Here is a 23,650-nt window from a genome sequence, read left to right as displayed (position 1 = left end):
AGGTCCCCGCGTGAAGGGTCATCCCGGTAGCGCCGGCCGTTGGCCGGCCCAGGCGGCACTTGGACGTTCGGCACCCTCACGGTGACGGATACAACCGAGCTCACCTGCCCTGCCCGTCCGAAGCGGCCAACAGGCCCACTGCTGAATGTTCGGGATCCCCAACCATCTTGAGGGCCGGCCAACGGCCGGCGCTACCGGTATGCTATCGCCCATTCACTTTCCGCCGACGCCATGACCGCCTTCCGCCGTACCCGCCTCTTGCTGTCCGTTGCCCTGCTCGGTCTGCTGGCCGGCTGCGGCGGTGAAAACGCCCGCCCCACCCCGGTCACGCCCATGGCGGTGCCGGCCGCGCAGGCCAAGCCGGTGAAGATCGGCATCGCCTTGGGCGGCGGTGCAGCCAAGGGCTTTGCCCACATCGGCGTGATCAAGATGCTGGAAGCCAATGGCTTCGAGCCGGTGGTCGTCTCCGGCACCAGCGCCGGCAGTGTGGTCGGCGCGCTGTATGCCAGCGGCATGGACGCGTTCGAAATGCAGACCAAGGCGGTGGCGCTGGACGAAACCAGCATCCGCGACGTGCGCCTGTTCTCCGGTGGCCTGGTGCAGGGCCAGAAGCTGCAGGACTACGTCAATGCGCAGGTCGACAACCGCCCCGCCGAGAAGCTGAGCAAGCCGTTCGCCGCGGTGGCCACCAATCTGGACACCGGCGACCGTTCGGTGTTCGTGCGCGGCAATGTGGGCCAGGCCGTCCGCGCCTCCAGCAGCATTCCCGGTGTGTTCGAGCCGGTGAAGATCGGCAAGAACCTGTTCGTGGATGGCGGCGTGGTCAGCCCGGTGCCGGTGGACGCTGCGCGCCAGCTGGGTGCGGACTTCGTCATCGCCGTGGACATTTCCAGCAAGGCCAGCGGCAAGTCGCCGACCGGCATGCTGGGCATCGTCAACCAGTCCATCGCGATCATGGGCCAGCGTCTGGGCGAGCAGGAACTGGCGCGCGCCGACATCATCATCCGCCCCAAGGTGCTGGACATCGGCGCAGCCGATTTCAGCCAGCGCGGGTACGCGATCCTGGAAGGCGAAAAGGCCGCCATGGCCGCGATGCCGCAGATCCGCGCCAAGATTCAGCAGCTGCAAAAGGCCCGCGCCGCCGCGCTGACCCCGCCACCCCCGACGCCGAAGTGCGACGAGCCCTCGCGCGTGGGCAAGCTGATGGGGCGAAAAGAGAGATGCGAGGGGTAACCCCTCGCGACCAGACGCTGTAGCGCCGGGCTCTGCCCGGCTGCTCTTCGTGCCGGGGGTCAGGCGTTGCTGCGTTGCCGGGCAGAGCCCGGCACTACTCTCCGCCATGGCATCGGGGACGTTCGACAAAGAGCGACCGACCAACGGTCGGCCCTACCCGCTGGAATAACGTTTCGCGTCATTCCAGCTGCGACAACGGCAATGCCCTGAAATCCTTCACCGTGCGCAGTACGAAGCTGGAATTCACATCGGCCACCCCAGCGGCATTGAGCAGCTTGTCCAGCAGGAAGCGGGAGAAATGCTCCAGGTCGCGCACGTAGATGTGCAGCAGGTAGTCCATGTCGCCGGTCAGCGCATGGCAGGCCACCACCTCATCCCAATCCACCACGCTGTCGGCGAACACGCCGATGGCGTGCTGGTCGTGCTTCTCCAGCTGCACGCGCACGAATGCCTGCAGGCCCAGGCCGATGCGGCGTGGTTCCAGGCGCGCGCCATAGCCGGCAATCACCCCCTCGCTTTCCAGCCGCTGCACCCGGCGCAGGCACGCCGACGGGGACAGGTTTACCCGCGCGGCCAGTTCGGCGTTGGTGGCACGGCCATGTTGCTGGATCTCCGCCAGGAGACGCAGATCCGTGCGGTCGAAGGGGGCATATCCGGACATTGCTGCTCCGCAACATTGATTGGACGCAACGATATTGCGCCAGACCGGCAGATCCGTGCAACTTTGCAATCCTCTTGCGCGCGCCCTGCCCTACCCTCTATCGATGACCTCCCAGAAGCCCACCTCGATGGAAACCGCCACCGCCCCCCGCCGCGTCGAACACCAGCAGACCGACAAGGGTTACGTGCCGGTGTATACCACCGCCGTGGTGGAACAGCCTTGGGACAGCTATACCGCCGACGACCACGCCACCTGGAGCACGCTGTACCAGCGCCAGCGCGAGCTGCTCGAGGGCCGTGCCAGCCGGGAGTTTCTGCAGGCGCAGGACGAGATGGGCATGAACGCGCACATGATTCCGCGCTTCGACCAGCTCAACGAAGTGCTGGGCGCGGCCACCGGCTGGACCCTGGTCGGCGTGGAGGGCCTGCTGCCGGAACTGGATTTCTTCGACCATCTGGCCAACCGGCGCTTCCCGGTCACCTGGTGGATCCGCCGCCCGGACCAGATCGACTACATCGCCGAACCAGACATGTTCCATGACCTGTTCGGGCACGTACCGCTGCTGATGAACCCGGTGTTCGCCGATTACATGGCCGCCTACGGCCGCGGCGGGGTCAAGGCGCACGCGATCGGCCCTGAAGCGCTGCAGCACCTCACCCGCCTGTACTGGTACACGGTGGAATTCGGCCTGATCAACACACCCGAAGGGCTGCGCATCTACGGTGCGGGCATCGTCTCGTCCAAGGGCGAATCGCTGTACTCGCTGGAATCGGCCGCACCCAACCGGATCGGCTTCGATCTGGAACGCATCATGCGCACCCGTTACCGCATCGACACGTTCCAGAAGACCTACTTCGTCATCGACAGCTACGAGCAGTTGATGGAAGCCACGTCGCCGGACTTCACGCCTATCTATGCGGCGCTGGAGGAGCAGGAGCACCTGCCGGCCGGTGACGTCCAGGACGACGACCGCGTGTTTCAGAAGGGCACCGGCGAAGGCTGGGCAGATGGCGGCGACGTGTGATTCGAATGGCGTCTCCTGGTGATGTAATTCACTGACGTCCTTGAAGTTTGGCGATCTAACTTTCAAATGCCATCCGCGCTTTTGAAGGTTGGCCGAGCAGCCGGGCAGAGCCCGGCTCTACCGGCGCCTGCACGTAGCGCCGGGCTCTGCCCGACCCGCCGGGGTGTCTTCGCGTAGCGCCGGGCTCTGCCCGGCCGGGGCCTTACCGCGGATAGGCCAACAGCACCACCAGATCCTGCTCCCCCCGCTGCTGCAGCGCATGCAGGCTGCCCACCCGGGTCAGCAGGGCATCGCCCGCCGCCACGTCGTACTGCTTCCCATCCAGCACATAGCTGCCCTGCCCGCTGACGATGTAATAGATCTCGTCCTTGTGCTGCGGGTGCAGGCCGATGCCGGCGCCCTTGTGCAGCACGCGCTTGCGCAGCACGAACGGCAGGTCCTTGTCGTCGGCAAAGAACGGGTACGCGGTGGTCGGTCCTGCGCCGCCATGCGGGCCGGGCTGGGTGATGGCGATATCGCGCTCGTGGACCACGCGCGAGGGCTTGGCCGCATCACTGCCCTGCCCTGCAGGTTCGCTCACGTCGCAGTCGATATCGCGCTTCAACGCGGTTTTCAGCTCCGGCTTCAACGCCACCCAGTCGCGCACCACCAGGCAGGCCACAGCGGTGGCACCGGCTACGCTGAAGTGCGTGCCGTCGGCCTTGTTCTGTTCGGGCACGAACATGAAATACGGTTTGGCGCCCTGCTCGCCCAGCGCGCGGATCCAGCGGGTGGAACTGGCGTTGAGGTCGATCAGCGCCACCTGTTCGCGCTCGGCCAGCTGCTTCATGGCCTGGGTGTACAGCGCGTGGGTGTCCAGCAGCGCGCCGAAGTCGTACAGCAGCCGCGCTACCGGGGTGATCAGCACGGGGGTAGCGCCCTTGTCGCGGGCCAGCTGGATGTAGCGCTGCAGGTAGTGCGGGTAGGCCGTGGCTGGTTCGTTGTAGCGGGTGGGGTCTTCGAATTTGGCGTCGTTGTGGCCGAACTGGATCAGCAGCACATCGCCAGTCTGGATCTCGGCCGCAATCGCATCGAGGCGTTTTTCCTCGATGAAGCTGCGCGCGCTGCGGCCGCCTTTGGCGTGGTTGCGGACGTCCCACACGGCCGGATCCAGGTAACTCTGCAGGGCCTGGCCCCAACCGGCCTGTGGCGCGCGCTCCGGGCCGTAGTCGGCGGCGGTGGAATCGCCGGCAATGAAGACGCGGTGCGGGGCAGCGTGGGTCACGGTGGAGAGCAACAGCAACGACAGCAGCAACGAAAAGCGCAGCATGTTCGTCCCCCGTAGCGCCGGGCTCTGCCCGGCGATCGCGCGGTGTCAGGAGTGCGTGGGCCGGGCAGAGCCCGGCGCTACGCGATGGATATCGACCGTTGGTCGATATCGGTGCCTTACCTCGCCAACCAACCGCCATCAACGGGAATCACCGAACCGTTGACGTAGTCCGAGGCGCTGGAGGCCAGGAACACGGCCGTGCCGGCCAGGTCTTCCGGGGTGCCCCAGCGGCCGGCCGGGATGCGGTCGAGGATGGACTTGTTGCGGTCCTCGTCGGCGCGCAGCGCGGCGGTGTTGTCGGTGGCCATGTAGCCCGGGGCGATCGCGTTGACGTTGATGCCCTTGTTGGCCCACTCATTGGCCAGCAGACGGGTGATGCCGGCGATGCCGCTCTTGCTGGCGGTGTACGACGGCACCCGGATGCCCCCCTGGAAGGACAGCATCGAGGCGATGTTGATGATCTTGCCGCGGCCCTGCGCGATGAAATGACGACCGGCTGCCTGCGAGATGAAGAACGCGGACTTGATGTTGACGTTCATCACGTCGTCCCAGTCCTGCTCGCTGAAGTCCACTGCATCGGCGCGGCGGATCAGGCCCGCGTTGTTGACCAGGATATCCAGGCCACCCAGGCCTTCCACGGTTTCGCGGATCACCCGCTCCACCGGCTCGATGCTGATCAGGTTTGCTTCCACCGCCAGGCAGCGGCGGCCCAGCGACGTGATTTTCGCGATGGTCTCGGTGGGCGGCGCGATGCCGGCCACGGCCACGTCGGCGCCGGCCTGTGCCAGCGCCACGGCGATGCCCTGCCCCAGACCGGTGTTGCCACCGGTAACGAGGGCGACCTTGCCTTCCAGACTGAACGGATTAGCCATTGCGGTTACGGTCCTTATCCAATGCGGTGTGGGTTACTTGAGCTGGCAGATGTCCAGCACGTGCATGTCGGTGTAATCCAGGTTTTCGCCACCCATCGCCCAGATGAAGGCGTAGTTGCTGGTGCCGGCACCCATGTGGATCGACCACGGCGGCGACACCACCGCTTCATTGTTCTGGATCACGATGTGGCGCTGCGCGTCCGGCTCGCCCATGAAGTGGTACACGCGGTCGTTCTGGCCCAGGTCGAAGTAGAAATAGACCTCGCTGCGGCGGTCGTGCAGGTGCGGCGGCATGGTGTTCCACACACTGCCCGGCTTCAGCACGGTCAGGCCCAGCAGCAGCTGCGAGGACTGGCAGGTGGCCGGCACGATGTACTGGTAGATGGTGCGCTCGTTGCTGGTTTCCAGCGCGCCGCGCTCCAGTGCAACGGCGTCCTTGATCGACAGCTGCCTGGTCTCGAAGCGCGCGTGCGCCGGGGTCGAGGCCAGGTAGAACTGCGCCGGGGTGGCGGCGTCATCGGAGGCGAAGACCACGTCTTCGCTGCCCATGGCCACGTACAGGCCGTCCTTCGGGCCGAGCTTGTACACGGTGCCATCGACGGTGACGGTGCCGCTGCCGGCGCCGACATTGATCACGCCCAGCTCGCGGCGCTCCAGGAACGCATGGCCGGCGGCCGAGGCCGGCTCGGTCTGCTTCGGCAGCGCCACCGGGCCCTTCACCGGGGCCGCACCGCCGAGCACGAAGCGCTCGTAGTGGGTGTACTTCAGGGTCACCGCGTCGGCATTGAACAGGCCGTCGAGCAGGTACAGCTCGCGCAGGTCGTCGTTGCTGGCGCCCTTGATGGCGTCGGGATGGGTGGCGTAGTGGGTCTTGCAGTACATGGCGTCTCCAGAGCAGGGGTGGGCCGACGGGCGGCCCTGGCGCGATTTCCTCCATTCTAGCCAAGAAGGAAACCGGTGTCATTTTGCGATGCAGCGGCGCGCGGGCGAGCCCCGGCCGAAAGGTACGTGAGGGTTACAGGGGCTGAGGGGTCACGACCAACGGTCGTGACCTACCGGATGAACCCCGGTGGGGTTAATCCTCCGGCGGTTGGCACGAATCGCGCACGATCAGGTGCGGGCGCACGCTGGCAATCTGCAGCGCGGCCTGGCCATCGGGCTGGACCAGCATGGCTGCGGCGGTGCGGCCGGTGTCGCGGGTGTGGCGGCGCACCGAGGTCAGCGACGGCCACAGGCGCGAGGCCAGCGGGCTGTCGTCGTAGCCGATGATCGACAGCTGGCGCGGAATGTTGATGCCCGCGCGCAGGGCCACCTTGTAGATGCCGGCGGCCATTTCATCGTTACCGGTGAAGATCGCGGTCGGGCGCTGCTTGCCCAGCAGCAGCTTCTCGGCGGCGGCCACGCCGGATTCAAAGGTGTAGCCGGCCTCCACGATGCGCCCGGGCGGCAGCTCGATCCCGCGCTGGGCGAGGGCATCGATGAAACCGGCGGTGCGCTCGTGCGCCGAGCGGTAGGCGCTGGGGCCGGTGACCAGCGCGATATCGCGGTGGCCCAGCGACAGCAGGTAATCGGCCGCTTCGGCGGCGCCGTCACGGTCGTGGGTCACCACCATCTGCGAGGTGTCATCCAGCGGCAGCGCGGCGATGCGGGTGAAGCGGCAGCCGATCTCATCCAGCATGTCCACCAGCGCCTGGTCTTCCGAGGCTCGCGGCACCAGGATCACCCCGTGCAGCTTCTGCTGCTGCACGAAGCGGCGCACGCCTTCGATGTAGCCGGGGCTGCGCGAATCGCACGGGTGCACCACCAGTTCGAAGCTGGAACCGCGCAGCGCGTCCAGCGCGCCGTACTGCATGTCCACGATGTACTGCGCGGTGGGGTTGTCGTAGACCATGCCGATCAGGAACGAACGGCGGAAGGCCAGCCCGCGCGCCAGCGGGTCGGGCGTGTAGCCCACCTCGCGCATCAGCGTTTCCACCTTCTCACGGGTGTCCTTGCGCACCAGTGGCGAGTTGTTGATGATCCGCGAAACCGTTTTCTTGGATACACCCGACAGCCGCGCGATGTCATTGATCGTGGCGGCCTTGCCCTTGGTCAACCCGTGCGGTGCCGGGTCGGTCTTGCTGCGCAGTGACATGTGTTCAAACCATGAGAGGTCGAAGGAGTCTACCGGCGCACTCAGTCGAGGGCGCGGTAGCGGAACTGGCGGAAGGTCACCTTGCCGTCGCCGGCAGCGTACAGGGCCGGCTTCAGGGCGAGGAACTTCCCGGCCACATTGTGATGGTAGCCGGAGACTTCCATCTGAACCGGGTACTTCTGCCAGGTTTTGCCGTCCGTGCTGGAATGGAGGGTCACGATGTGCCGGTTGTTGGTCACCCGCAGCCACAGCTTGCCGCCTTTGGCACTGGGCGCCAGCCGGGTGGGGCGTTCCTCGCCATAGCGGTGCATGATGAACTTCTCGCCATTGCTGCCTACTCCCACGTACAGTTTGTCGCTGTAGAAGAGCAGGGCGCCGCCCACCGCGCCCGGCGCGATGTCCATTTCCACCTCGAACTGGTAGGCCTGGTCGCCGGCGATGGCGGTCAGCGGCGAACTGTCCTTCGGGGTGTCGCCCTTGCCCTGCAGGGTCATCCCGTTGGCGCCGAAGCCCAGCCGCTTGTACTCGTCCTGGGCCGGATTGAAGAACGACCACTGCGCGCCCAGGGTCTTGCCGGTGAAATCATCCGACAGCGCCATGCCGTGCGGGCCCACCGATTCGCCCGACGGCTTGGCCAGGGGCTGGCCGAGATCGCCGCCCTTGGCCACGAACCAGCCATCGTCGGTCCACTCGATCGGCTCCAGCAGCGCCTGGCGGCCCAGCGTCCAATAGCCGTTCTCGTAGCCGTGGTACATCATCCACCAGCGCCCGTCGGTGCCTTCCACCACGGTGGCGTGGCCGCGCGACCACCACGGCTCACTGGCGGATTTCGTGCGGGTGATCGGGTTGTTCGGCGCGTTCACCCATGGCCCGTGGATCGAGCGCGAGCGCGCGGTGATCACCATGTGCCCGGTCGGCGGGCCGGCGGTGCCGCCCACGGCGGTGGTCATGTAGTACCAGCCATTGTGGAAATTGATCTTCGGCCCTTCCTGCGCATAGGCCTCCACGTCCCAGCTTTCCGGATACTTCCAGCCGTCGTACACATGCTTGGGGGTGCCCACCACGCTCAGGCCGTCGTCGGCCAGCTGCACGTAGGCGCCACCGCTGAGGAACAGGTAGCGCTTGCCGTCTTCGCCCACCGCGTGTCCCGGGTCGATGTAGCCGCCCAGGCCGATGTCGATCGGCTCGCTCCACGGCCCGCGGATGCTGTCGGACCACACCACGAAGTTGCTGCGGCTCTCGCCGGTGCGCGCCGGGAAGTAGATGTAGTAACGGCCTTCGTGCTTGACGATGTCCGGTGCCCAGATCGCGCCCACGTTCTTCGTGATCGCATGGCCCAGCGGCTGCCAGTTCACCAGGTCGCGCGAATGCCAGATCGGCAGGCCAGGGTAGGCGTCGAACGAAGACAGGGTGAGGTAGTAGTCGTCGCCATCCTTCAGCACGGAAGGATCCGGGCGGTCGCCGGCAAACACCGGGTTGAGGAAGGTACCGTTGCCCAGGTCGGCCTGGCGCTGGTTTTCGATGCCGCGCTTCCACGTGGTGGCAGGTGCATCGGCGGCATGCAGGGCACCGGCCAACATCAGGCCGGCGGTGGCCAGCCCGGCCAGCAGGGTCTTCATACGCATGGGGTGTCTCCTTTGTCCACATCCGCGACGGCGGCACGGGGCCGCCGCGCGGTCAGGCGCGCAGCAGCGCCGGCAACCACAGCGACAGCTGCGGGAAGAACGTCACGATCAGCAGCACGCCCAGTGCGGCGAACCAGAACGGCCAGATCGAGCGCATGCTTTCGCCCACGCTGATCTTGCCGATCGCCGTGCCGATGAACAGCACCGATCCCACCGGCGGGGTCACCAGGCCCAGGCCACCGGTCAGCACCAGCACCAGGCCGAAGTGGATCGGGTCGATCCCGTAGGCCTTGGCCACCGGCAGGAAGATCGGCGTGCAGATCAGGATCATCGGCGCCAGGTCCATGAAGGTGCCCAGCAGCAGCAACATCACCACGATCATCAGCAGCACCATGAACTGGCTGTGCGCGAACGACTGCAGGAAGTCCACGGCGGCGGCCGGCACCTGCAGGAACGCCAGCAGCCAGCCGAACACCGCGGCGGTGGCGATCACGAACAGGATCACGCCGGTGCTGCGCGCGGCATGGGTCACCGTGCCCAGGAACTCGCGCCAGTTGAGCTGGCGGTACAACACCGTGGTCACCAGCAACGCGTAGACCACGGCGATGGCCGCGCTCTCCACCGCGGTGAAGATACCGGCGCGGATACCGATGAAGATCAGCGCCACCAGGCCCAGGCCGGGCAGGGCCGAGACCGTGCGCAGCAGCACCGCGCGCCACCCCGGGAACACTTCCACCCCGTAACCACGGCGCCGCGCCACCACATAGCCGGTGACCATCAGCGTCACCGTCATCAGCAGCGCCGGCACGATGCCCGCCGCGAACAGGTCGGCAATGGACAGGCCACCGCCGGCTGCAGCCGAGAACAGGATCAGGTTGTGCGAGGGCGGTACCAGCAGCGCCACCAATGCGGCGGTAATGCTCACGTTCACCGCGAAATCGCGGTCGTAGCCCCGCTTGACCATCTGCGGAATCATCGTACCGCCGACCGCCGATACGTCGGCAATCGCCGAACCGGACACACCGCCGAAGAACAGCGAGGACAGGATCGACACCTGGCCCAGGCCGCCGCGCAAGCGCCCCACCAGCGATGAGGCCAGCGCGATGAGGCGTTCGGAGATGCCGCCGCGCATCATGATTTCACCGGCGAAGATGAACAATGGAATGGCGATCAGCGACGCCGAACCGGTACCGGCCGATATCTGCTGCACCAGCACCAGCGTCGGCAGGTCCAGGTACCACAACACGGCCAGCGCCGCAGCGGCCAGCGCGTACGCCACCGGCACACCCAACAACAGCAGCACCGCGAACACGGTGAAAAGAATCGTAATACCCATGACTCAGCGGTCTCCTTCTGCGTCGGCTACCGCCGGTTGCACGGCCTGCACCATCTGGTTCAGTGCAAAGATCGCCATCAACGCACCGCCAAGGGACAGCGGCAGGTAGTTGATGCTCTGCGGCAGGTTGGCGCCGGCGGTCTTGATGTCCAGCCCGTCCAACAGCAGCACCGCAGCCCACCAGGCAATGACCACGCCCAGCAGCGCCACGATGAACGAGGCGAACACATCCACCGCGCGACGCAGGGTGGGGCCCATGTGCGCGGCCAGCAGGAAGAAGCCGAAGTGGCGGCGGGTATGCACGCCAGTGGCCGCGCCCAGGCTCATCGCCGTGGCCAGCAACAGCAGGGTTACCGGCTCGGTCCAGCTGGGTGAATCGTTGATCACATAGCGGGCGAACACCTGCCAGCCCTGCACCACCACCAGCCCGAGCAGGGCCAGAACGGCGATGTAGATGGTGATATCAGCAATGCGGTCGAGCGCGCGTTGCGGCAACGTGCGCAGGTCTACGAGGGTTTCGGAAGTCGTGTCGGACATCGCGGCGGGCCTCAGGCGAAGTCGCGGATGCGACGGGTGAGCGCGGCCAGGTCCGGCTGCTGCAGGTACTGCTGCAGCAACGGGTCGGCGGCCTTGCGGAAGGCCGGCATGTCGACCTCGTTGAACTGGATGCCGAAGTCGGCCACTGCCTGGCGGGCGGTGCTTTCAGATGCGTCCCACTGCTGGCGCATCACGCCTACCGATTCGCGCGCCGTCTGCAGCAACAGCTGGCGGTCTTCCGGGCTGAACGTATCGAAGCTGCGGCGCGACATCAGCAGCACATCCGGCGCATACGAATGGTCGCTCTGCGACCAGTAGCGTGCGGCCTCGAAGTGGCGGCTGGAGTGGAAACTGCGCATGTTGTTTTCCGCGCCATCGATCATGTGCGTTTCCATGCCCGAGAACGTGTCGCCCAACGACATCGGCGTCGGGTTTGCCCCGAGCAGGCGCATCAGCTGGATGAAGATGTCCGACGAAGCCACGCGCAGCTTCAGGCCGTGCAGGTCCTTGGGTTCCACGATCGGGTGCTTGGTGTTGTAGAAACAGCGCGGGCCGGAATCGTAGATCGCCAGGCCCACCAGGTCGCGGCTTTGAAAACCGCGCAGCACCGTATCGGCCACGCCACCATCGAGCGCGCGGCGCATGTGCGCCACCGAATCGAACACGTAGGGCAGGCACAGCGCCTGGGTAAGCGGGAACGCGTTGTTCAGTGCGCCCGAATACACGCGGGTAATGTCGATGGCGCCGAAGCGGGCCATGTCGATCGCTTCGGACTCACGGCCCAGCTGGCCGGAGTGGTACTGGCGCAGCCGCAGGCGGCCGCCGGTTTTTGCTTCCAGCTGCTGGCCGATCCACTTCACCGCGGTCACGGTGGGGTAATCGGCCACATGCACGTCGGTGGCGGTCAGCAGCCGCGCGCCGTCGGGCGCGGTGCTGCTGGAACGCGCACAGCCCACCATGGAGCCGGCCGACAGCACGGGCACGCTGAGCGCGCCCAGACTGGTGGCAAGGAAACTTCTGCGAGTAATCATCTGCGCCCTCCCAAGCGTACTCGCCATGGCCGCACGGTTACCCGGCGGCGATGGCCCTGCAGGTAATGTCGCCGTATCCGGCGAAACGGATCAGTGCCTGTTGGCCTACGGCAATGTCGTGGATACCGGTGGCATTGCCACTGGCGATCAGATCGCCAGCCTTGAGCGGGCGCCCACGCTGGGCCGAACGGGCCAGCGCGAAGGCGTAGGCCGTGCGCAGGCCGCCCGGCAGCAGGGTGGCGCCGCCGGTGCCTACCACTTCGCCCTCGATGCGGGTTTCGGCGCGCAGTTCGGCATCGTCCAGGCGCGTCCAGTCCGGAATCTCCGGGCCCAGCACCAGGCCGTTGTTGTTGCCGAAGTCCGACACCACCACGCGTGGGCCCAGCTTGTTGATCGTGGCCAGCGGGCTGCTGGCCACTTCCACGCCGATGAACAGCCTGGCGGGCAGGGCTTCGGCCTCTTCGGCGGTCCAGTGCAGCTTGTCGGCCGGGGCGTCCTGCTGGAGCTGGATCACGTACTCGGCTTCGACCGCGCCAAAGCCGCCGACGAACACCGGAATGTCCACTGTTCCACCGGTAGCATTCCAGAGCCGCCGAGAGAAGATCGGGCCCAGCAGGCGGTCATCGCCGGAGGCGTCGCGGCGCTCGGCGGCAATGTAGCCCACCTTCCAACCCACCACCTGGTCGTCCCAGAGCGCGATCGCCTGGTCCTGCACCTGGTAGGCGGTGACCAGGTCATTCGGGATGGTTCCGGGGAAATCCGGCAGCGACCGGCCCTGCTGGCGGGCCGTGACGAACGCCTGGGCGATAGCGCCCAACCCCTGTTCTGGCAGGTCCTGTTTGCCTTGATTGTTGCTCAAGCGGGTCTCCCGGTGATTTGTTGCACTGCCCATCGACAGCGCTTGGATGAGCTGTATATGGTAAACCGGTGTCATTGGCAATGTGCACCGCGTCAGAACCCGCACGGGCCGACGCGTTACCGTTTACCCACCCCCACGAGGAGTGCTGCGGATGCGTTGTGCTGTGTTGATCTCCCTGCTGGCCGGCTGCCTGCTGGCCACCGTTGCCCCAGCCCACGCCGTTGATCGGCCGGTGCCGCAGACCGAGCCCGCCTTGGGCACCCCGACCCGGATTGAGCTCTGGCCCGCCGGCAGGGTGCCCGGTGAGCCCAAGCGCCCCACGGTTCCCAAGGTGATCGAGCGCAGCGCCGATCCTGCGCTGCCCGACCGCTACATCGACAACGTCAGCGCGCCGTACCTCGTCGCCTACCACCCGGCCAAACCCAACGGCACCGCACTGCTGGTCATTCCCGGCGGTGGCTACCAGCGCATCGTGCTCGACAACGAAGGCACCGCGCTGGTGCCTGCCTTCGTGGAGCAGGGCGGGGTGACCCTGTTCGTGCTGCGCTACCGGCTGCCGGCCGGGCGCGAGGATCGCCAGGCTGCACTCGCCGATGCGCAGCGCGCGTTGCGGGTGATCCGCGCGGGTGCGGGGAAGTGGCAGCTGGATCCATCGCGGATCGGCGTGATGGGCTTCTCGGCCGGTGGTCACGTCGCCGCGCGGCTGAGCAACGGCTATGCGACCGCACTGCCCGGCACTGGCGATGCGATCGATGCGCTCAGCGCGCGTCCCGATTTCGCCCTGCTGCTGTACCCGGTGATCGACATGGGCAAGCACGCGCATGGCGGCTCGCGCACCAGGCTGCTCGGCGACCACCCCACGCCCGCGCTGGAACAGCAGTATTCGATGCAGGCGCAGGTCGGCGCGCAGACCCCACCCACCTTCCTGGTCCACGCGCAGGACGACACCGTCGTGTCCGTGCACAACAGCCTGCTGTACTACCAGGCGCTGCTGGCCGCGGGCGTGCCCAGTGAAATGCACCTGTTCGCGCACGGGGGGCATGGCTTCAGCGTGCGCCTGCCGGCAGATTCCCTCGCCGCGCAATGGCCCACGCTGGCGCTGCACTGGATGCAGGCGCAGCCCGCAGCGGGGGCACCATGACCACCCGTGACGCCGACCTGCAGCGCCGCCGCTTCCTGCGCGACAGCGCGCATTACGCCATGTTGCTGGCGGCGGGTTCGCTGCCACTGCTGCCGTCATTGGCAAATGCGTCCCCCAGCACCGCGCCGACCGATTCGCTGGCGAAGGTGCGCGGCGGACGCCTGCGTGGCCGCTTCGATCAGGGCGTGCACAGTTTCCGTGGCGTGGCCTACGGCGCGGACACCGCCACCCGCCGCTTCCAGCCGGCGCTGCCTGAAGTGCCGTGGCGCGGCGTGCGCGATGCCCTGGCCTATGGCGCCTCCGCGCCACAGGGGGGCAATGACGGCCCCGGCAGCGAAGACTGCCTGTTCCTCAATGTGTGGACACCGGCACTGCGCGATGGCGTGCGCCGGCCCATCCTGTTCTACATCCACGGCGGCGCCTACAACAACGGCTCCGGCAGCAACCCACAGTACGACGGCAGCGCGCTGTGCCGGCGCGGCGATGTGGTGGTGGTCACCGTCAACCACCGGCTCAACGTGTTCGGCTACCTGTACCTGGCGCAGCTGGGTGATGCGCGCTTCGCCGATTCGGGCAATGTCGGCCAGCTCGACCTGATCCAGGCGCTGCAGTGGGTGCGCGAACATGCACATGAATTCGGCGGCGATGCCGACAACATCACCGTGTTCGGCCAATCCGGCGGCGGCGCCAAGATCGCCACCCTGATGGCCATGCCCGCCGCGCGCGGCCTGTTCCAGCGCGCCTGGACCATGAGCGGCCAGCAGGTCACCGCCGCCGGCCCGCGCGCAGCCACCCAGCGCGCGCAGATCGCCATGCAGGCGGTGGGCGCGCAGGATGTGGATGCCTTGCTGGCACTGCCGGTGCCGGCGCTGCTGGCCGCCACCCGCGCGCGCGATCCGTCGCGCGTGGAGAGCACCAGCCTGTATGTCGGCCCCGTGGTGGATGGCGGCGCGCTGCCGGTGCACCCATTCTGGCCGCAGGCGCCGGTGCAGTCGGCGCAGATCCCGATGGTGATCGGCAATACCCATGACGAAACGCGCGCCTTCCTCGGCCACGACCCGGCCAACTTCACGCTGACCTGGGAAACGCTGCCGGCCAGGCTGGAGAAGGAACAGTTCGTCGATCTGCTGCCATCGGCGGTGATCGCCGAATATCGGCGCCTGTATCCGCACTACACCCCGTCCGACGTGTTCTTCGCTGCCACCACCGCCGGCCGCTCCTGGCGCGGCGCGGTGGAGGAACTGGAAGCGCGGGCCAGGCAGGGCGCGCCGACCTGGGCTTACCAGCTCGATTGGGGCTCGCCGCTGGACGACGGCAAGCTGGGAGCCTTCCACACGCTGGATATCCCACTGGTGTTCGACAACACGCGGGCCGAAGGCTCACGCACGGGCAAAGCAGCTGATGCGCAGCGCATGGCCGAGCTGATGAGTGAAGCGCTGCTTGCCTTCGCCCGCACCGGCAATCCGCAGCACTCCGGCCTGCCGCAGTGGGAGCCCTACGGCTTGGAACGTCGCCAGACCCTGCTGTTCAACGTCCCGCCACAGCTGGCTGACGACCCGCGCGGCGGCGAGCGGCGGCTGTACCAGCAGGCCCCGTTCGTGCAGCGCGGCACCCAGTAGCGGGGTCGCGCATTCATAGGCATCGCCAACCGAAGTACGTAATTCGATTAATTTTTAGGCCATTCTGCGGCCATTTGTCGTGATTCAGATCAAACACGACGTTAACCTTCATCGCCTAGACTGGGGGCATGCAAGACCATTGCGATCTATTCCCACCGTTCCATGGCCGCGATCGATTGATCACCGCCATCGATCACGCCGTGCAGCATGATGATCCGCAGCAGATCGCCAGAACGTTGCGCAGCGCCCTCTGCAAAGCCATCGCCGACAGCCGCATCCAGCTGCCGGCCTGCGTGCACCGCCCGATCAGCGACCACTACGCGCGCCGCGAGCTGTACCGCAGTCCCACCCACGGCTACAGCATCGTGGCGATGAGCTGGGCGCCGGGGCAGGGCACACCACTGCACGACCACAGCGGCCTGTGGTGCGTGGAAGGCGTATGGCTGGGGCAGCTGGAAGTCACCCAGTACCGGTTGCTGGAACGACGGGGCGAACGCTTCCGCTTCGAGGCCGAACCGTCCGTCATTGGCGATTGCGGCAGCGCCGGCAGCCTGATCCCACCGCACGAATACCACACCATCCGCAACACCAGCGACGAACGGCTGGCCATCTCCGTGCACGTTTACCAGGGTGAGATGACCCGCAGCGCCATCTTCGAACCCAGCCAAGACGGCTGGTACGAGCGCCGCATGAAGGAAATGGCAACCGACGCCGCGTGACGAAAGAGGCGGCGAGGGTGAAACCCAGATCAATTCTAGGAGAATCCTCAACGCGTTCTCCCAAATCCCCCAGATAGCATCTTCATGTCATCGCTGACGCGATGCAATGCAGCTTCTTTCTCTGGGATTCTACCAATGAACACCACCGTCGCCGCCGACATCGACCGGACTGCGAAGGCCGACACCTGTTTGCACCCGCCAAACGCGCCTGAGGGCGCCCCCGATGGATGGTGGATCAGGGAATTCCAGGAAGACGGCATCGACCATATTGAAGTCCGGGACGACACGGGGTGCGTCAACGTGGCCATCGCCTATGCCGCAGGTGTCTTCTGGGCGCTTCAGGCCGGATATCCCTCCGCACGCGTGTCGTTGCCAAACTGGCGTCTGAAGCTGCCGGATGGCGCCAATCCCACTGTGGTTTACACAAGCCCCGTCTTCTCTCTTATCCGATTCAGCAGGGACGAGGACGTCGTGTGGTGGATACAACCTTCCACAGCCGCCCGCTAACGACCCAAGGATTCTCCACCTGTAGTGCCATGCCATGCATGGCAGCTCGCTTCATCAAGGGCAATCCCACGCTGATCTCATTGGGTAGCTCCAGAAGACCCCGTCCCGGCGGAGCCTCCTTCGACAAGCGATATCAGAATCCTGTTGCCTCGACATTGAACGGTGCCGCCATAGGCAACCACCCGACCAGCGAGCCTGATCGTCGCCAAGTTGGCCGTCGCGTCCGAGATCTTCTGTTGCCTATCAAGCATTGCAATCCTCAACATGATTCCCCGCCGCGATCCAAGACGCCACGCCCGAGCACAGACCCGAAGCTGTCCCGGCTCCCCAGCAAGCAGCAAACTCACGGACTCCTCCATCGCTCGATACGCCGCAAGTTGCAAACCGATGCTCAACAAGCATGGATCGCCGCCAAATGTGGGTGCCGCAACACGCTGTGTCTCCTTCCAGGCTCCTGCAATTCCGCCGATCTGAAGCGCCAGATAGAGGCCAACATGATCCAGCGCAACCGGATAGACCATGCTGGTCTTATCCCGCAGGTTCCTAGAATGTTCAACGAACATGCGAAGAAGCGCATTGGCAAACGGGGCATGGCCGCGCGACTCAATCCAGCGGCATATTTCGCTCATCGAGCGATCGATTCCCTCTCCAACCTCGCGAAGTGCATGCACTCTGTCACGCAGATGACTTTCGCCCACAAGGTGCGTAGCCTTGATACACCTCGCCGTATCGCGCACATTTCGCTCTGCAAGCCAAGTCCTTCGCCTGTAGTGGCTAATGGTGTACCCAAGTACCAGCAACGCGGTTCCAGACACCGCCAGGCTCTGTTGAGCACCGAACGATGAGGCGTCGAACGACCACGGCAAAGGACCATCTGTCGTCAGTCCAATGGACAGATGTAGGACCGCGCTGCTGATCGCGGCACCGCGCCAACCAAGCATGCAAGTAAGAGCGATGGCAGGAAGAACCATCAGCTGATGAATGGCCACCCTGATGGAGGGATCATCCGATACGCTAGGCATCGCCACCAATGCCATTGTCACCATCAAGATCAGCGCGGCCAGGCTCGCCGCGGCTGGTCTGCGATCTGGTAGCCACTTCGCCTTTCGTCTCAACCATAGCAGTGCTAATGGAACCACCGCCAAGGTACCAACGAACTGGCCGAGCATGGACCGCGCGGCATCAGTGATGAATGCATTGTGGGGCGGATCCGGCCACAAGAGATGGGAAGTACTCAAGTTGAGCATCGTCACAGCGATCGCAGACGTCAGGGCTATTGACATGACCCACGCGTCTCCGGTCTTCCTCAGAAGTTTCCGGTGCAGATGCACTATGCCAGCCACCGTTGGCATGATGAGCACGGAACCTAGTACTACCCAGGCCAATCCATATTTGTCGATCATGGGCACTCGCATGCTCGCGAAGTACGCGTACTCGCCAAGAGCAAGATAGATCCATTGACGGGGCGGAATCAGCAATAGTGCGGCTATGCGCAGTCCTGCAGGCAGATAGAACTGGTCGAGTGACACCTGCCGCGCTGCCCAGCACCCGAGGGCATACAAGGCGGCAATGGCGAAGCCCGCCGGCCACACGCGAAATTCCAGCTGAAGCCCATTGCGCCACCAGTCCACCATACTCTCCGTCGCTCTTACCACGCAGTGGCGCGGACGGTATCCATTGGATTCAGAGGGGGCAATGGCAGAAGACGTCTTTCAGTGAGTCGTGAGTATGCATTTGGTCGATGGCGCGGACGGCGTCTCAGTGGCACCTCCATTGCATTGGGGTTTTCCCGGCCCGTTTCGTCGGTTGCCCACGAATTAGGGGTTCTTCATTCTGCATATATTCCGACGGGGAAATCGAGGTCTGCTTGTCGCTAGTAGCCTGCGCAGATGTCGCCGCTTGACAGTAGTCGGTACATTTGCCTGACGCGATCTGCGCGCCCACCGTCAACGTTCCTGGAGAATGATCCGTGTCCACCCACCCCTTCCTCCAGGTCAACGTATTCAGCAGCGACCCGCTGCTGGGCAATCCCCTGGCCGTGGTGCTGGAAGCCGAACCGCTGAGCGATGCGCGCATGGCCGCCTTTGCGCGCTGGACCAACCTGAGCGAGACCACCTTTGTCTCGGCGCCGACCGACCCACGTGCCGATTACCGGGTGCGGATCTTCACCACCGTGGGTGAACTGCCCTTTGCCGGGCACCCCACGCTGGGCAGTTGTCATGCATGGCTGGCCAACGGCGGCGTGCCGCAGGGTACGGAGATCGTGCAGGAGTGCGGCATCGGCTTGGTGCGGATCCGGCGTACTGGCGCTGGGTTCGCGTTCAAGGCGCCGCCGTTGCGCCGCGAGGGGCCGTTGCAACCGGCGTTGCGCGAGCGGGTTGTTGCGGGTCTTGGGGTGGCGCCGGGTGAGGTTCTGGATGCGCAGTGGGTGGACAACGGGCCGCCGTGGTTGGCGGTGCGGTTGCGCAGCCGCGCGGCGGTGTTGGCGGTGCGGCCGGACTACGCGGCGCTGGAGGGGTTGATGATTGGCGTGTTCGCTGCGTGTGGTGAGGGCGATGCGGTGGATGCGCAGTTCGAGACGCGTGTGTTCATTGCCGGGGACGCGGCGCCGGAGGATCCGGTGACCGGAAGCCTCAACGCGGGTATTGCGCAATGGCTGATTCGCGAAGGTGGTGCGCCGGCTCGTTATGTGATCAGCCAGGGCACGGTGTTGGGCCGTGCCGGGCGGGTGTTGGTGGAGCAGAACGGGGATGCGTTGTGGATCGGGGGTGCGTGCGTGACGTGTATTGAGGGATCGGTGACGTTGTAGGGCGGCGTTTGTTTTGGGTCATGTCGCCATCGCACGTTGAGGCGTTACCGGCAGTCGATCGGGATGCGACCGCTACCGGCGGCCCGCCGGTTGCCGGTAGGGTCGCACGCCAGTCGACTGCCGATGGCGATTGGCGGCGCGGTTGGGCATGACCTGTGCCGACGCCGCGCTCTGGTGTAAGCCAGCCGGGCAGAGCCCGGCGTTATGGCAGGGGGATTGCGATGCTGTTGTTGCGCTGGGTCACTTCTGCGGCGCCGTCAGCCAGCATCACCCGAACGCGCAGGCCGCTACGGTCTCCTGCAGGCAACGGCAACCCAACCGTGGTGGTCTTCGGCACCAGATCGGTAGGCGCATCCATCGCCGGAATCCCGATCCGCGCCAGCTCCCGCCCGGCCGCATCCTCCAGCACCGCCGTCCCCAACGGCGTGCCCACATGCCCCAGGCTGTGCACGGTCACCTGCACCTGCCGGCCATCCACCCGCACATCGCCCCGCCCAACCCCCAGGTCCGGCCGCAGCTCCACCGGCGTACCCGCCTGGATCAGCTCGAACTCCACCACCTGCACCTGCCCCGGCGCGAAGCGCAGCGGCACCGACGCGCTGCGCTCCAGGGTCACCTCGCGCACGTCTGCCTTGCCGTCGATCCGGTCATCCCCATCCCGGTCCACCCCACTGGTCATCCGCCACGTACCGGCGGTCACATTCCACGTGCTCATCTGCGCATCCACCGCGCCCTTGCCAGTGTTATAGGCAATCACCTTGAAGCGCTCGGTCGACGGCGCATGCACCAGCAACGCCACCTGCTCGGCCGCATCGGGCTGGGCGAAGCGCCAGCTCACCGTATGCCCCGGCCAGCTCTGGTTGCGCTTGAGCGCAATGCCGCCCAGGCGCGCCCGCTGCAGGAACTCGCTCGGCGCTTCCACCCGGTCCGACCACCAGTGGCCTTCGGTGTTCATGTACTCGCGCTGCGCCTTGGCCTGGATGCCGTCGGCGTGCAGTGCTTCCAGGTACTTCTTGTCGCCGGTGGCCTGCCACGCCATCAGGCTGGAGAAACCGGTGTTACCGGCGTCGGCGTCGGCGACCAGGCCGGGGTTCCACTCCGCGCCCTTGCCCAGCACCTCGACGAAGTTTTCGCCCAGGTTGGCCAGTGCTCCCGGCCCACCACGCTGCACGCGGTAGTCCAGCGCCTTCAGGTACTTGTCGTCGCCGCTCCAGCGCCACGCCGCCCAGAAGGTGTGCACCACATCGCCACCGCCCGAGCCGTTGTTGAGCTCGCCCCCGCGCACCTTGCCGGTGGCCCAGTTGATCTCGTTGGGCAGCGCCCAGCGGCCCTTGTCGTCGGTGTAGGCGTGGGCCAGGTAGCTGTCGGCCAGGCCGGTGACCAGCTTGCGGCCGGTGGGATCGGCGTTGTACTGCCCCATCAGGAACGCCGGGTGCAGCGCCGGGAACGAATACGGCTTCTGCCACTGCCAGTTCGGCTCGCGGTACACCCTGTTGCCGCCATACCAGTTGCTGGAGAACAGCAGGTGGCCCTGCGGGTTGGGCAGGATGATGCGTTCGTCGAATGCCTTGACCGTTTCCATCAGGCGCTCAACCGTGAGCGGGTCGCCCCAGTTGAGGTACAGCATCGCGCTGTTGGCGTTGATGCCTTCCTCGTAGGCGTGCAGCTCATCGGTTTCGATGGTGCTCAACCCGTTGGAGAACATGCCGTTGCGATACACCGCATCAGACAGCGCGGTGAGCGAGCGGTTGAGCCGGTCCGGCTCCACGCCCATCAGCGCCAGGCCCGGCCACTGCTGGGTGAGGTCGGTATCGTCGGAAATGCCGCCGCCGAAATCGCCATAGGCGATCTGCCGGTTGTCGATCCACCAGTCCACGAAGCGGCGCACGTACTTCAGGTCTTCGGTCTGGCGGAACGCCCACAGCGGCACGCCCTTGGGCGCTTCGGGCTGGGTGAACGGCGGTTTGCCCTGGCTGTTGTAGCTGATGTAGTTCCAGTACAGCCGGCCCAGTTCGTGGTCCGGGTCGACCCGCAGCAGGTCGGTCAGGTCGGCGTACACGCGCGCATACAGTCGCTGGCGTTTGGAGGTGGTGTGCTCTTCGACCAGGAAACCCCAGTTGTCGCGGGCCTGGTTGAAGCGGTCGGCCACGTGTTCCTTCTTCGCCTCCGCACGGTCCTTGTAGACCATGCGGATCTCGGCACCATCCAGCGAGCCGGCGTTGAAGCCCGGCGCGCCCGAGGCGATGCTGATCCACAGGCTGTCGGCGGTGAGGATACGGTCGCGCAGGTCCAGCCACAGCGTGCGCTTCTCGTTGGGCTTGACCGACACCGACACATCGATCATGTCGCGCGCCGGCCAGATCGGGTCCTTGATGCGGATGTTGAGCGGAATCAACCCGTCGCGCGCGGCCGGCAGGTCCAGCGCCGGCAGGTCGATGGCCACGCCATCCAACCCGTCGTACATGTTTTCCCAGCTGTGCGCCCAGCTGCGGATCAGCGGCTGCGCCGCCGGGGCATCGCCCACGCCGGAGGGCACCAGCACGTGCACGATCGGCAGCGGGTTGGCGGGCAGCGTGTCGGCACCGCGCCGACGCGAACCGGCGCCCTTGGGCAGCGCCATCACCGTGCTGCGCTCGGCGGCCGGGTAGCGGCCGTCGATGTAGTCGCGCAACGGGGTGATGTTGAGATAATCGGGCAGGGCCTGGCTGTCGATCAGGTAGCGCTGCTTGACCGTGCCTTCCGGCTCGGCGGCATCGCTGACCTGGTAGGCCCAGATTTCCTGGATGGGGGTTTCCTGCGCGGTGTTGCGGAAGTGCAGCACGCCACCGGTCTGCGCGGGTACGTCGTCCACGCTGCGCACCACGCCCCGCGGACGCTGCAGCAGCGGGGTGGCGGCGGCATCACCGCTGCTGTGGCTGAGCGAACCGAACGCGGCGCCGCGCACTTCGATGCGGTTGACGGTCTCGCCCGCAGGCAGGGTCAGGTCGAGCTGCTGGCCGCCTTCCACGTAGGTGTTCCAGTCCGGCAGCTGGAAGTAGTCGTTGCGGCCGGGCAGGCGCGAGCGGTTGTACACGCCGGGCCAGGTGGTCTCGGCGATACCGTCGGTGGCCTTCCACATCCACTGCTTGTGGTCTTTGGTGTCGGCAAATTCGATCTTGCGGATGGTGGTGGTCGGGGTCGCCAGCGCGGGCGGGGCGGCACTGTCCCAGCCAAAGCGGTGGTTCCAGGCGCGCATCGCGGGGGTATCGGCCACGGCGGTGGTCGGCGCCTTGTTGGCGGCCAGCGCGGCCATGCCTGCCGGATCCAGCAGGCGGTCGTACACGCGGATCTCGTCGACATCGCTGCCGCGCAGGAAGTTGTAGCGGCTCTGCACCTGGTAGGGCGCCATCACCCGGCCGGCGAGGCCGAGTTGGTCCAGCGCAGCGTCGTAGTCGGCGGTGGCCTCCTGGCGGGCGACCTCTTTGCCGTCCACGTACAGGCGCACGCCATGGTTCTCATCCCAGCCAAAGGCGATGTGCTGCCACTGCTGGGGCGAGGGATTCTGGTCAAGCTTGAACGACACGCGGGTGCGCGCCAGGTTGGCATCGGTCACGAAGGCATCGAAGCCGTGGCCGTTCCAGTCGATGCGCAGCCAGGCCATGTCCCAGCTGCTGTGGTCGGCATAGCCGACCCGGAAGATCACGAATGGCGCTTCACCCACCGCATAGCGCGGTCGCCAGTAGAACCCCAGGGTGCCGCGTTGGGCCTGGATGTTGCCGGGGGCATTCCAGGAAAGTACGCCATCGTCTTCCCACTGGATCGCCGCGCCATGCGCGCCATCGGGCACGCGTTTGACCTTGTCCTGGAAATTCGGAATGGCATCGCCGTGGGCGGTGTCGGCGGTAAAGCCCTTGTCGGCCGACACATGGAACAGCAGTTCCGGCGCCGTCTGCGCCGAGGCGGTACCGCCAGCGGCAAGGAGCAGGGCAAGTGCGATCGCCCTCGATAGCGCCGGCCGTTGGCCGGCCCTCACAAACCCAACACCGTCCAGTGACGCTGGAGCCCGAACATCAACGCGAAGCAGCATGTGACCTTTCCTTTCCACAGCGAGAACGTGCGGCACGACACGCCATCCTCGTCAGCGGAACATGGCGCAACGCCACGGCCGCGGTGCCAGCGCAGGGCCGTCAGAAACTAGCAAAGGGGAAGCGGTGCGGCATCTTGCGCCGCAACAGCGGCGTGGTTGCCCACGCCG

19 protein-coding genes are annotated in these 23,650 nt (G+C 66.1%); 7 read left to right on the top strand and 12 right to left on the bottom strand.

Annotation, left to right across the window (positions count from 1 at the left end):
- Window positions 1-231: 231 nt before the first annotated feature.
- Window positions 232-1,233 (top strand): patatin-like phospholipase family protein, encoded by a 1,002-nt coding sequence (locus WIX41_RS09410; RefSeq protein WP_339446901.1) that lies wholly within the window; start codon window positions 232-234, stop codon window positions 1,231-1,233.
- 178 nt (window positions 1,234-1,411) lie between these two features.
- Here the strand turns inward: WIX41_RS09410 and WIX41_RS09405 are convergent, their stop codons facing one another.
- Window positions 1,412-1,894 carry an Lrp/AsnC family transcriptional regulator gene (locus WIX41_RS09405; protein WP_339446899.1) on the bottom strand — a complete coding sequence of 161 codons (483 nt, stop codon included), beginning with the start codon at window positions 1,892-1,894 and terminating at the stop codon, window positions 1,412-1,414.
- 127 nt (window positions 1,895-2,021) lie between these two features.
- Here WIX41_RS09405 and phhA point away from each other — a divergent pair, with 127 nt between their 5' ends.
- Window positions 2,022-2,918 (top strand): phenylalanine 4-monooxygenase, encoded by an 897-nt coding sequence (phhA, locus tag WIX41_RS09400; protein ID WP_409187478.1) that lies wholly within the window; start codon window positions 2,022-2,024, stop codon window positions 2,916-2,918.
- A 202-nt stretch (window positions 2,919-3,120) separates the two neighbouring features.
- Here the strand turns inward: phhA and WIX41_RS09395 are convergent, their stop codons facing one another.
- From WIX41_RS09395 to WIX41_RS09355, 9 genes are all read right to left on the bottom strand, one after another.
- Window positions 3,121-4,227, bottom strand: coding sequence for a GDSL-type esterase/lipase family protein (locus WIX41_RS09395; RefSeq protein WP_339446895.1), 1,107 nt, complete (start codon window positions 4,225-4,227; stop codon window positions 3,121-3,123).
- Window positions 4,228-4,343: 116 nt separating this feature from the next.
- Window positions 4,344-5,099: a 2-dehydro-3-deoxy-D-gluconate 5-dehydrogenase KduD gene (gene kduD, locus WIX41_RS09390; protein ID WP_339446893.1), complete on the bottom strand. Its 756-nt coding sequence runs from the start codon at window positions 5,097-5,099 to the stop codon at window positions 4,344-4,346.
- A 33-nt stretch (window positions 5,100-5,132) separates the two neighbouring features.
- Window positions 5,133-5,981, bottom strand: a complete 849-nt coding sequence (gene kduI / locus WIX41_RS09385; protein WP_339446891.1) for a 5-dehydro-4-deoxy-D-glucuronate isomerase — start codon at window positions 5,979-5,981, stop codon at window positions 5,133-5,135.
- Between the two features lie 193 nt (window positions 5,982-6,174).
- Window positions 6,175-7,233 carry a LacI family DNA-binding transcriptional regulator gene (locus tag WIX41_RS09380; protein WP_339446889.1) on the bottom strand — a complete coding sequence of 353 codons (1,059 nt, stop codon included), beginning with the start codon at window positions 7,231-7,233 and terminating at the stop codon, window positions 6,175-6,177.
- Window positions 7,234-7,274: 41 nt separating this feature from the next.
- The gene (locus WIX41_RS09375; protein ID WP_409187477.1) at window positions 7,275-8,813 is read right to left on the bottom strand and encodes a family 43 glycosylhydrolase; all 1,539 of its coding nucleotides are present in this window, start codon (window positions 8,811-8,813) and stop codon (window positions 7,275-7,277) included.
- A gap of 97 nt (window positions 8,814-8,910) precedes the next feature.
- Window positions 8,911-10,194 (bottom strand): TRAP transporter large permease, encoded by a 1,284-nt coding sequence (locus WIX41_RS09370; RefSeq protein ID WP_339446887.1) that lies wholly within the window; start codon window positions 10,192-10,194, stop codon window positions 8,911-8,913.
- A gap of 3 nt (window positions 10,195-10,197) precedes the next feature.
- Window positions 10,198-10,731: a TRAP transporter small permease gene (locus WIX41_RS09365; protein ID WP_339446885.1), complete on the bottom strand. Its 534-nt coding sequence runs from the start codon at window positions 10,729-10,731 to the stop codon at window positions 10,198-10,200.
- An 11-nt stretch (window positions 10,732-10,742) separates the two neighbouring features.
- Window positions 10,743-11,762, bottom strand: a complete 1,020-nt coding sequence (locus WIX41_RS09360; protein ID WP_339446883.1) for a TRAP transporter substrate-binding protein — start codon at window positions 11,760-11,762, stop codon at window positions 10,743-10,745.
- A 37-nt stretch (window positions 11,763-11,799) separates the two neighbouring features.
- Entirely contained in the window at window positions 11,800-12,621 is an 822-nt protein-coding gene (locus tag WIX41_RS09355) for a 2-keto-4-pentenoate hydratase (RefSeq protein WP_339446881.1), read from the bottom strand.
- A gap of 151 nt (window positions 12,622-12,772) precedes the next feature.
- Between WIX41_RS09355 and WIX41_RS09350 the strand changes: the two genes are divergently transcribed.
- From WIX41_RS09350 to WIX41_RS09335, 4 genes are all read left to right on the top strand, one after another.
- Window positions 12,773-13,762 carry an alpha/beta hydrolase gene (locus tag WIX41_RS09350; RefSeq protein ID WP_339446880.1) on the top strand — a complete coding sequence of 330 codons (990 nt, stop codon included), beginning with the start codon at window positions 12,773-12,775 and terminating at the stop codon, window positions 13,760-13,762.
- Entirely contained in the window at window positions 13,759-15,381 is a 1,623-nt protein-coding gene (locus WIX41_RS09345; RefSeq protein WP_339446878.1) for a carboxylesterase/lipase family protein, read from the top strand. The genes WIX41_RS09350 and WIX41_RS09345 overlap by 4 nt, the downstream gene beginning before the upstream one ends.
- A 128-nt stretch (window positions 15,382-15,509) precedes the next feature.
- A complete protein-coding gene (locus WIX41_RS09340; RefSeq protein ID WP_339446876.1) occupies window positions 15,510-16,100 on the top strand; it encodes a cysteine dioxygenase family protein in 591 nt (196 codons plus the stop codon).
- A 135-nt stretch (window positions 16,101-16,235) separates the two neighbouring features.
- The gene (locus WIX41_RS09335) at window positions 16,236-16,607 is read left to right on the top strand and encodes a hypothetical protein (RefSeq protein ID WP_339446874.1); all 372 of its coding nucleotides are present in this window, start codon (window positions 16,236-16,238) and stop codon (window positions 16,605-16,607) included.
- A gap of 77 nt (window positions 16,608-16,684) precedes the next feature.
- Here the strand turns inward: WIX41_RS09335 and WIX41_RS09330 are convergent, their stop codons facing one another.
- Window positions 16,685-18,238, bottom strand: coding sequence for an MASE1 domain-containing protein (locus WIX41_RS09330; RefSeq protein WP_339446872.1), 1,554 nt, complete (start codon window positions 18,236-18,238; stop codon window positions 16,685-16,687).
- Between the two features lie 338 nt (window positions 18,239-18,576).
- On the opposite strand from WIX41_RS09330, the gene WIX41_RS09325 reads away from it, so the two are divergent.
- Complete coding sequence (locus tag WIX41_RS09325) at window positions 18,577-19,416, top strand: PhzF family phenazine biosynthesis protein (protein ID WP_339446870.1); 840 nt, start codon at window positions 18,577-18,579, stop codon at window positions 19,414-19,416.
- Window positions 19,417-19,618: 202 nt separating this feature from the next.
- Here WIX41_RS09325 and WIX41_RS09320 read toward each other — a convergent pair whose 3' ends face one another.
- Window positions 19,619-23,482, bottom strand: coding sequence for a LamG-like jellyroll fold domain-containing protein (locus WIX41_RS09320; protein ID WP_339446868.1), 3,864 nt, complete (start codon window positions 23,480-23,482; stop codon window positions 19,619-19,621).
- Between the last annotated feature and the right edge of the window lie 168 nt (window positions 23,483-23,650).

This window comes from Stenotrophomonas sp. AB1(2024) (assembly GCF_037482345.1).
Taxonomy (GTDB): Bacteria; Pseudomonadota; Gammaproteobacteria; order Xanthomonadales; family Xanthomonadaceae; genus Stenotrophomonas.
Note: the sequence above shows the minus strand (reverse complement) of the source record. Positions and strands in the feature narration are given on the sequence as shown.

Coding starts and splice junctions, on each gene's coding strand:
- WIX41_RS09345 (WP_339446878.1), top strand. CDS start 13,759: ATGACCACCCGTGACGCCGACCTGCAGCGCCGCCGCTTCCTGCGCGAC.
- WIX41_RS09360 (WP_339446883.1), bottom strand. CDS start 11,762: ATGATTACTCGCAGAAGTTTCCTTGCCACCAGTCTGGGCGCGCTCAGC.
- WIX41_RS09375 (WP_409187477.1), bottom strand. CDS start 8,813: ATGTTGGCCGGTGCCCTGCATGCCGCCGATGCACCTGCCACCACGTGG.
- WIX41_RS09410 (WP_339446901.1), top strand. CDS start 232: ATGACCGCCTTCCGCCGTACCCGCCTCTTGCTGTCCGTTGCCCTGCTC.
- WIX41_RS09350 (WP_339446880.1), top strand. CDS start 12,773: ATGCGTTGTGCTGTGTTGATCTCCCTGCTGGCCGGCTGCCTGCTGGCC.
- WIX41_RS09365 (WP_339446885.1), bottom strand. CDS start 10,731: ATGTCCGACACGACTTCCGAAACCCTCGTAGACCTGCGCACGTTGCCG.
- WIX41_RS09340 (WP_339446876.1), top strand. CDS start 15,510: ATGCAAGACCATTGCGATCTATTCCCACCGTTCCATGGCCGCGATCGA.
- phhA (WP_409187478.1), top strand. CDS start 2,022: ATGGAAACCGCCACCGCCCCCCGCCGCGTCGAACACCAGCAGACCGAC.
- WIX41_RS09370 (WP_339446887.1), bottom strand. CDS start 10,194: ATGGGTATTACGATTCTTTTCACCGTGTTCGCGGTGCTGCTGTTGTTG.
- WIX41_RS09405 (WP_339446899.1), bottom strand. CDS start 1,894: ATGTCCGGATATGCCCCCTTCGACCGCACGGATCTGCGTCTCCTGGCG.
- kduI (WP_339446891.1), bottom strand. CDS start 5,981: ATGTACTGCAAGACCCACTACGCCACCCATCCCGACGCCATCAAGGGC.
- WIX41_RS09395 (WP_339446895.1), bottom strand. CDS start 4,227: ATGCTGCGCTTTTCGTTGCTGCTGTCGTTGCTGTTGCTCTCCACCGTG.
- WIX41_RS09320 (WP_339446868.1), bottom strand. CDS start 23,482: ATGCTGCTTCGCGTTGATGTTCGGGCTCCAGCGTCACTGGACGGTGTT.
- WIX41_RS09335 (WP_339446874.1), top strand. CDS start 16,236: ATGAACACCACCGTCGCCGCCGACATCGACCGGACTGCGAAGGCCGAC.
- kduD (WP_339446893.1), bottom strand. CDS start 5,099: ATGGCTAATCCGTTCAGTCTGGAAGGCAAGGTCGCCCTCGTTACCGGT.
- WIX41_RS09380 (WP_339446889.1), bottom strand. CDS start 7,233: ATGTCACTGCGCAGCAAGACCGACCCGGCACCGCACGGGTTGACCAAG.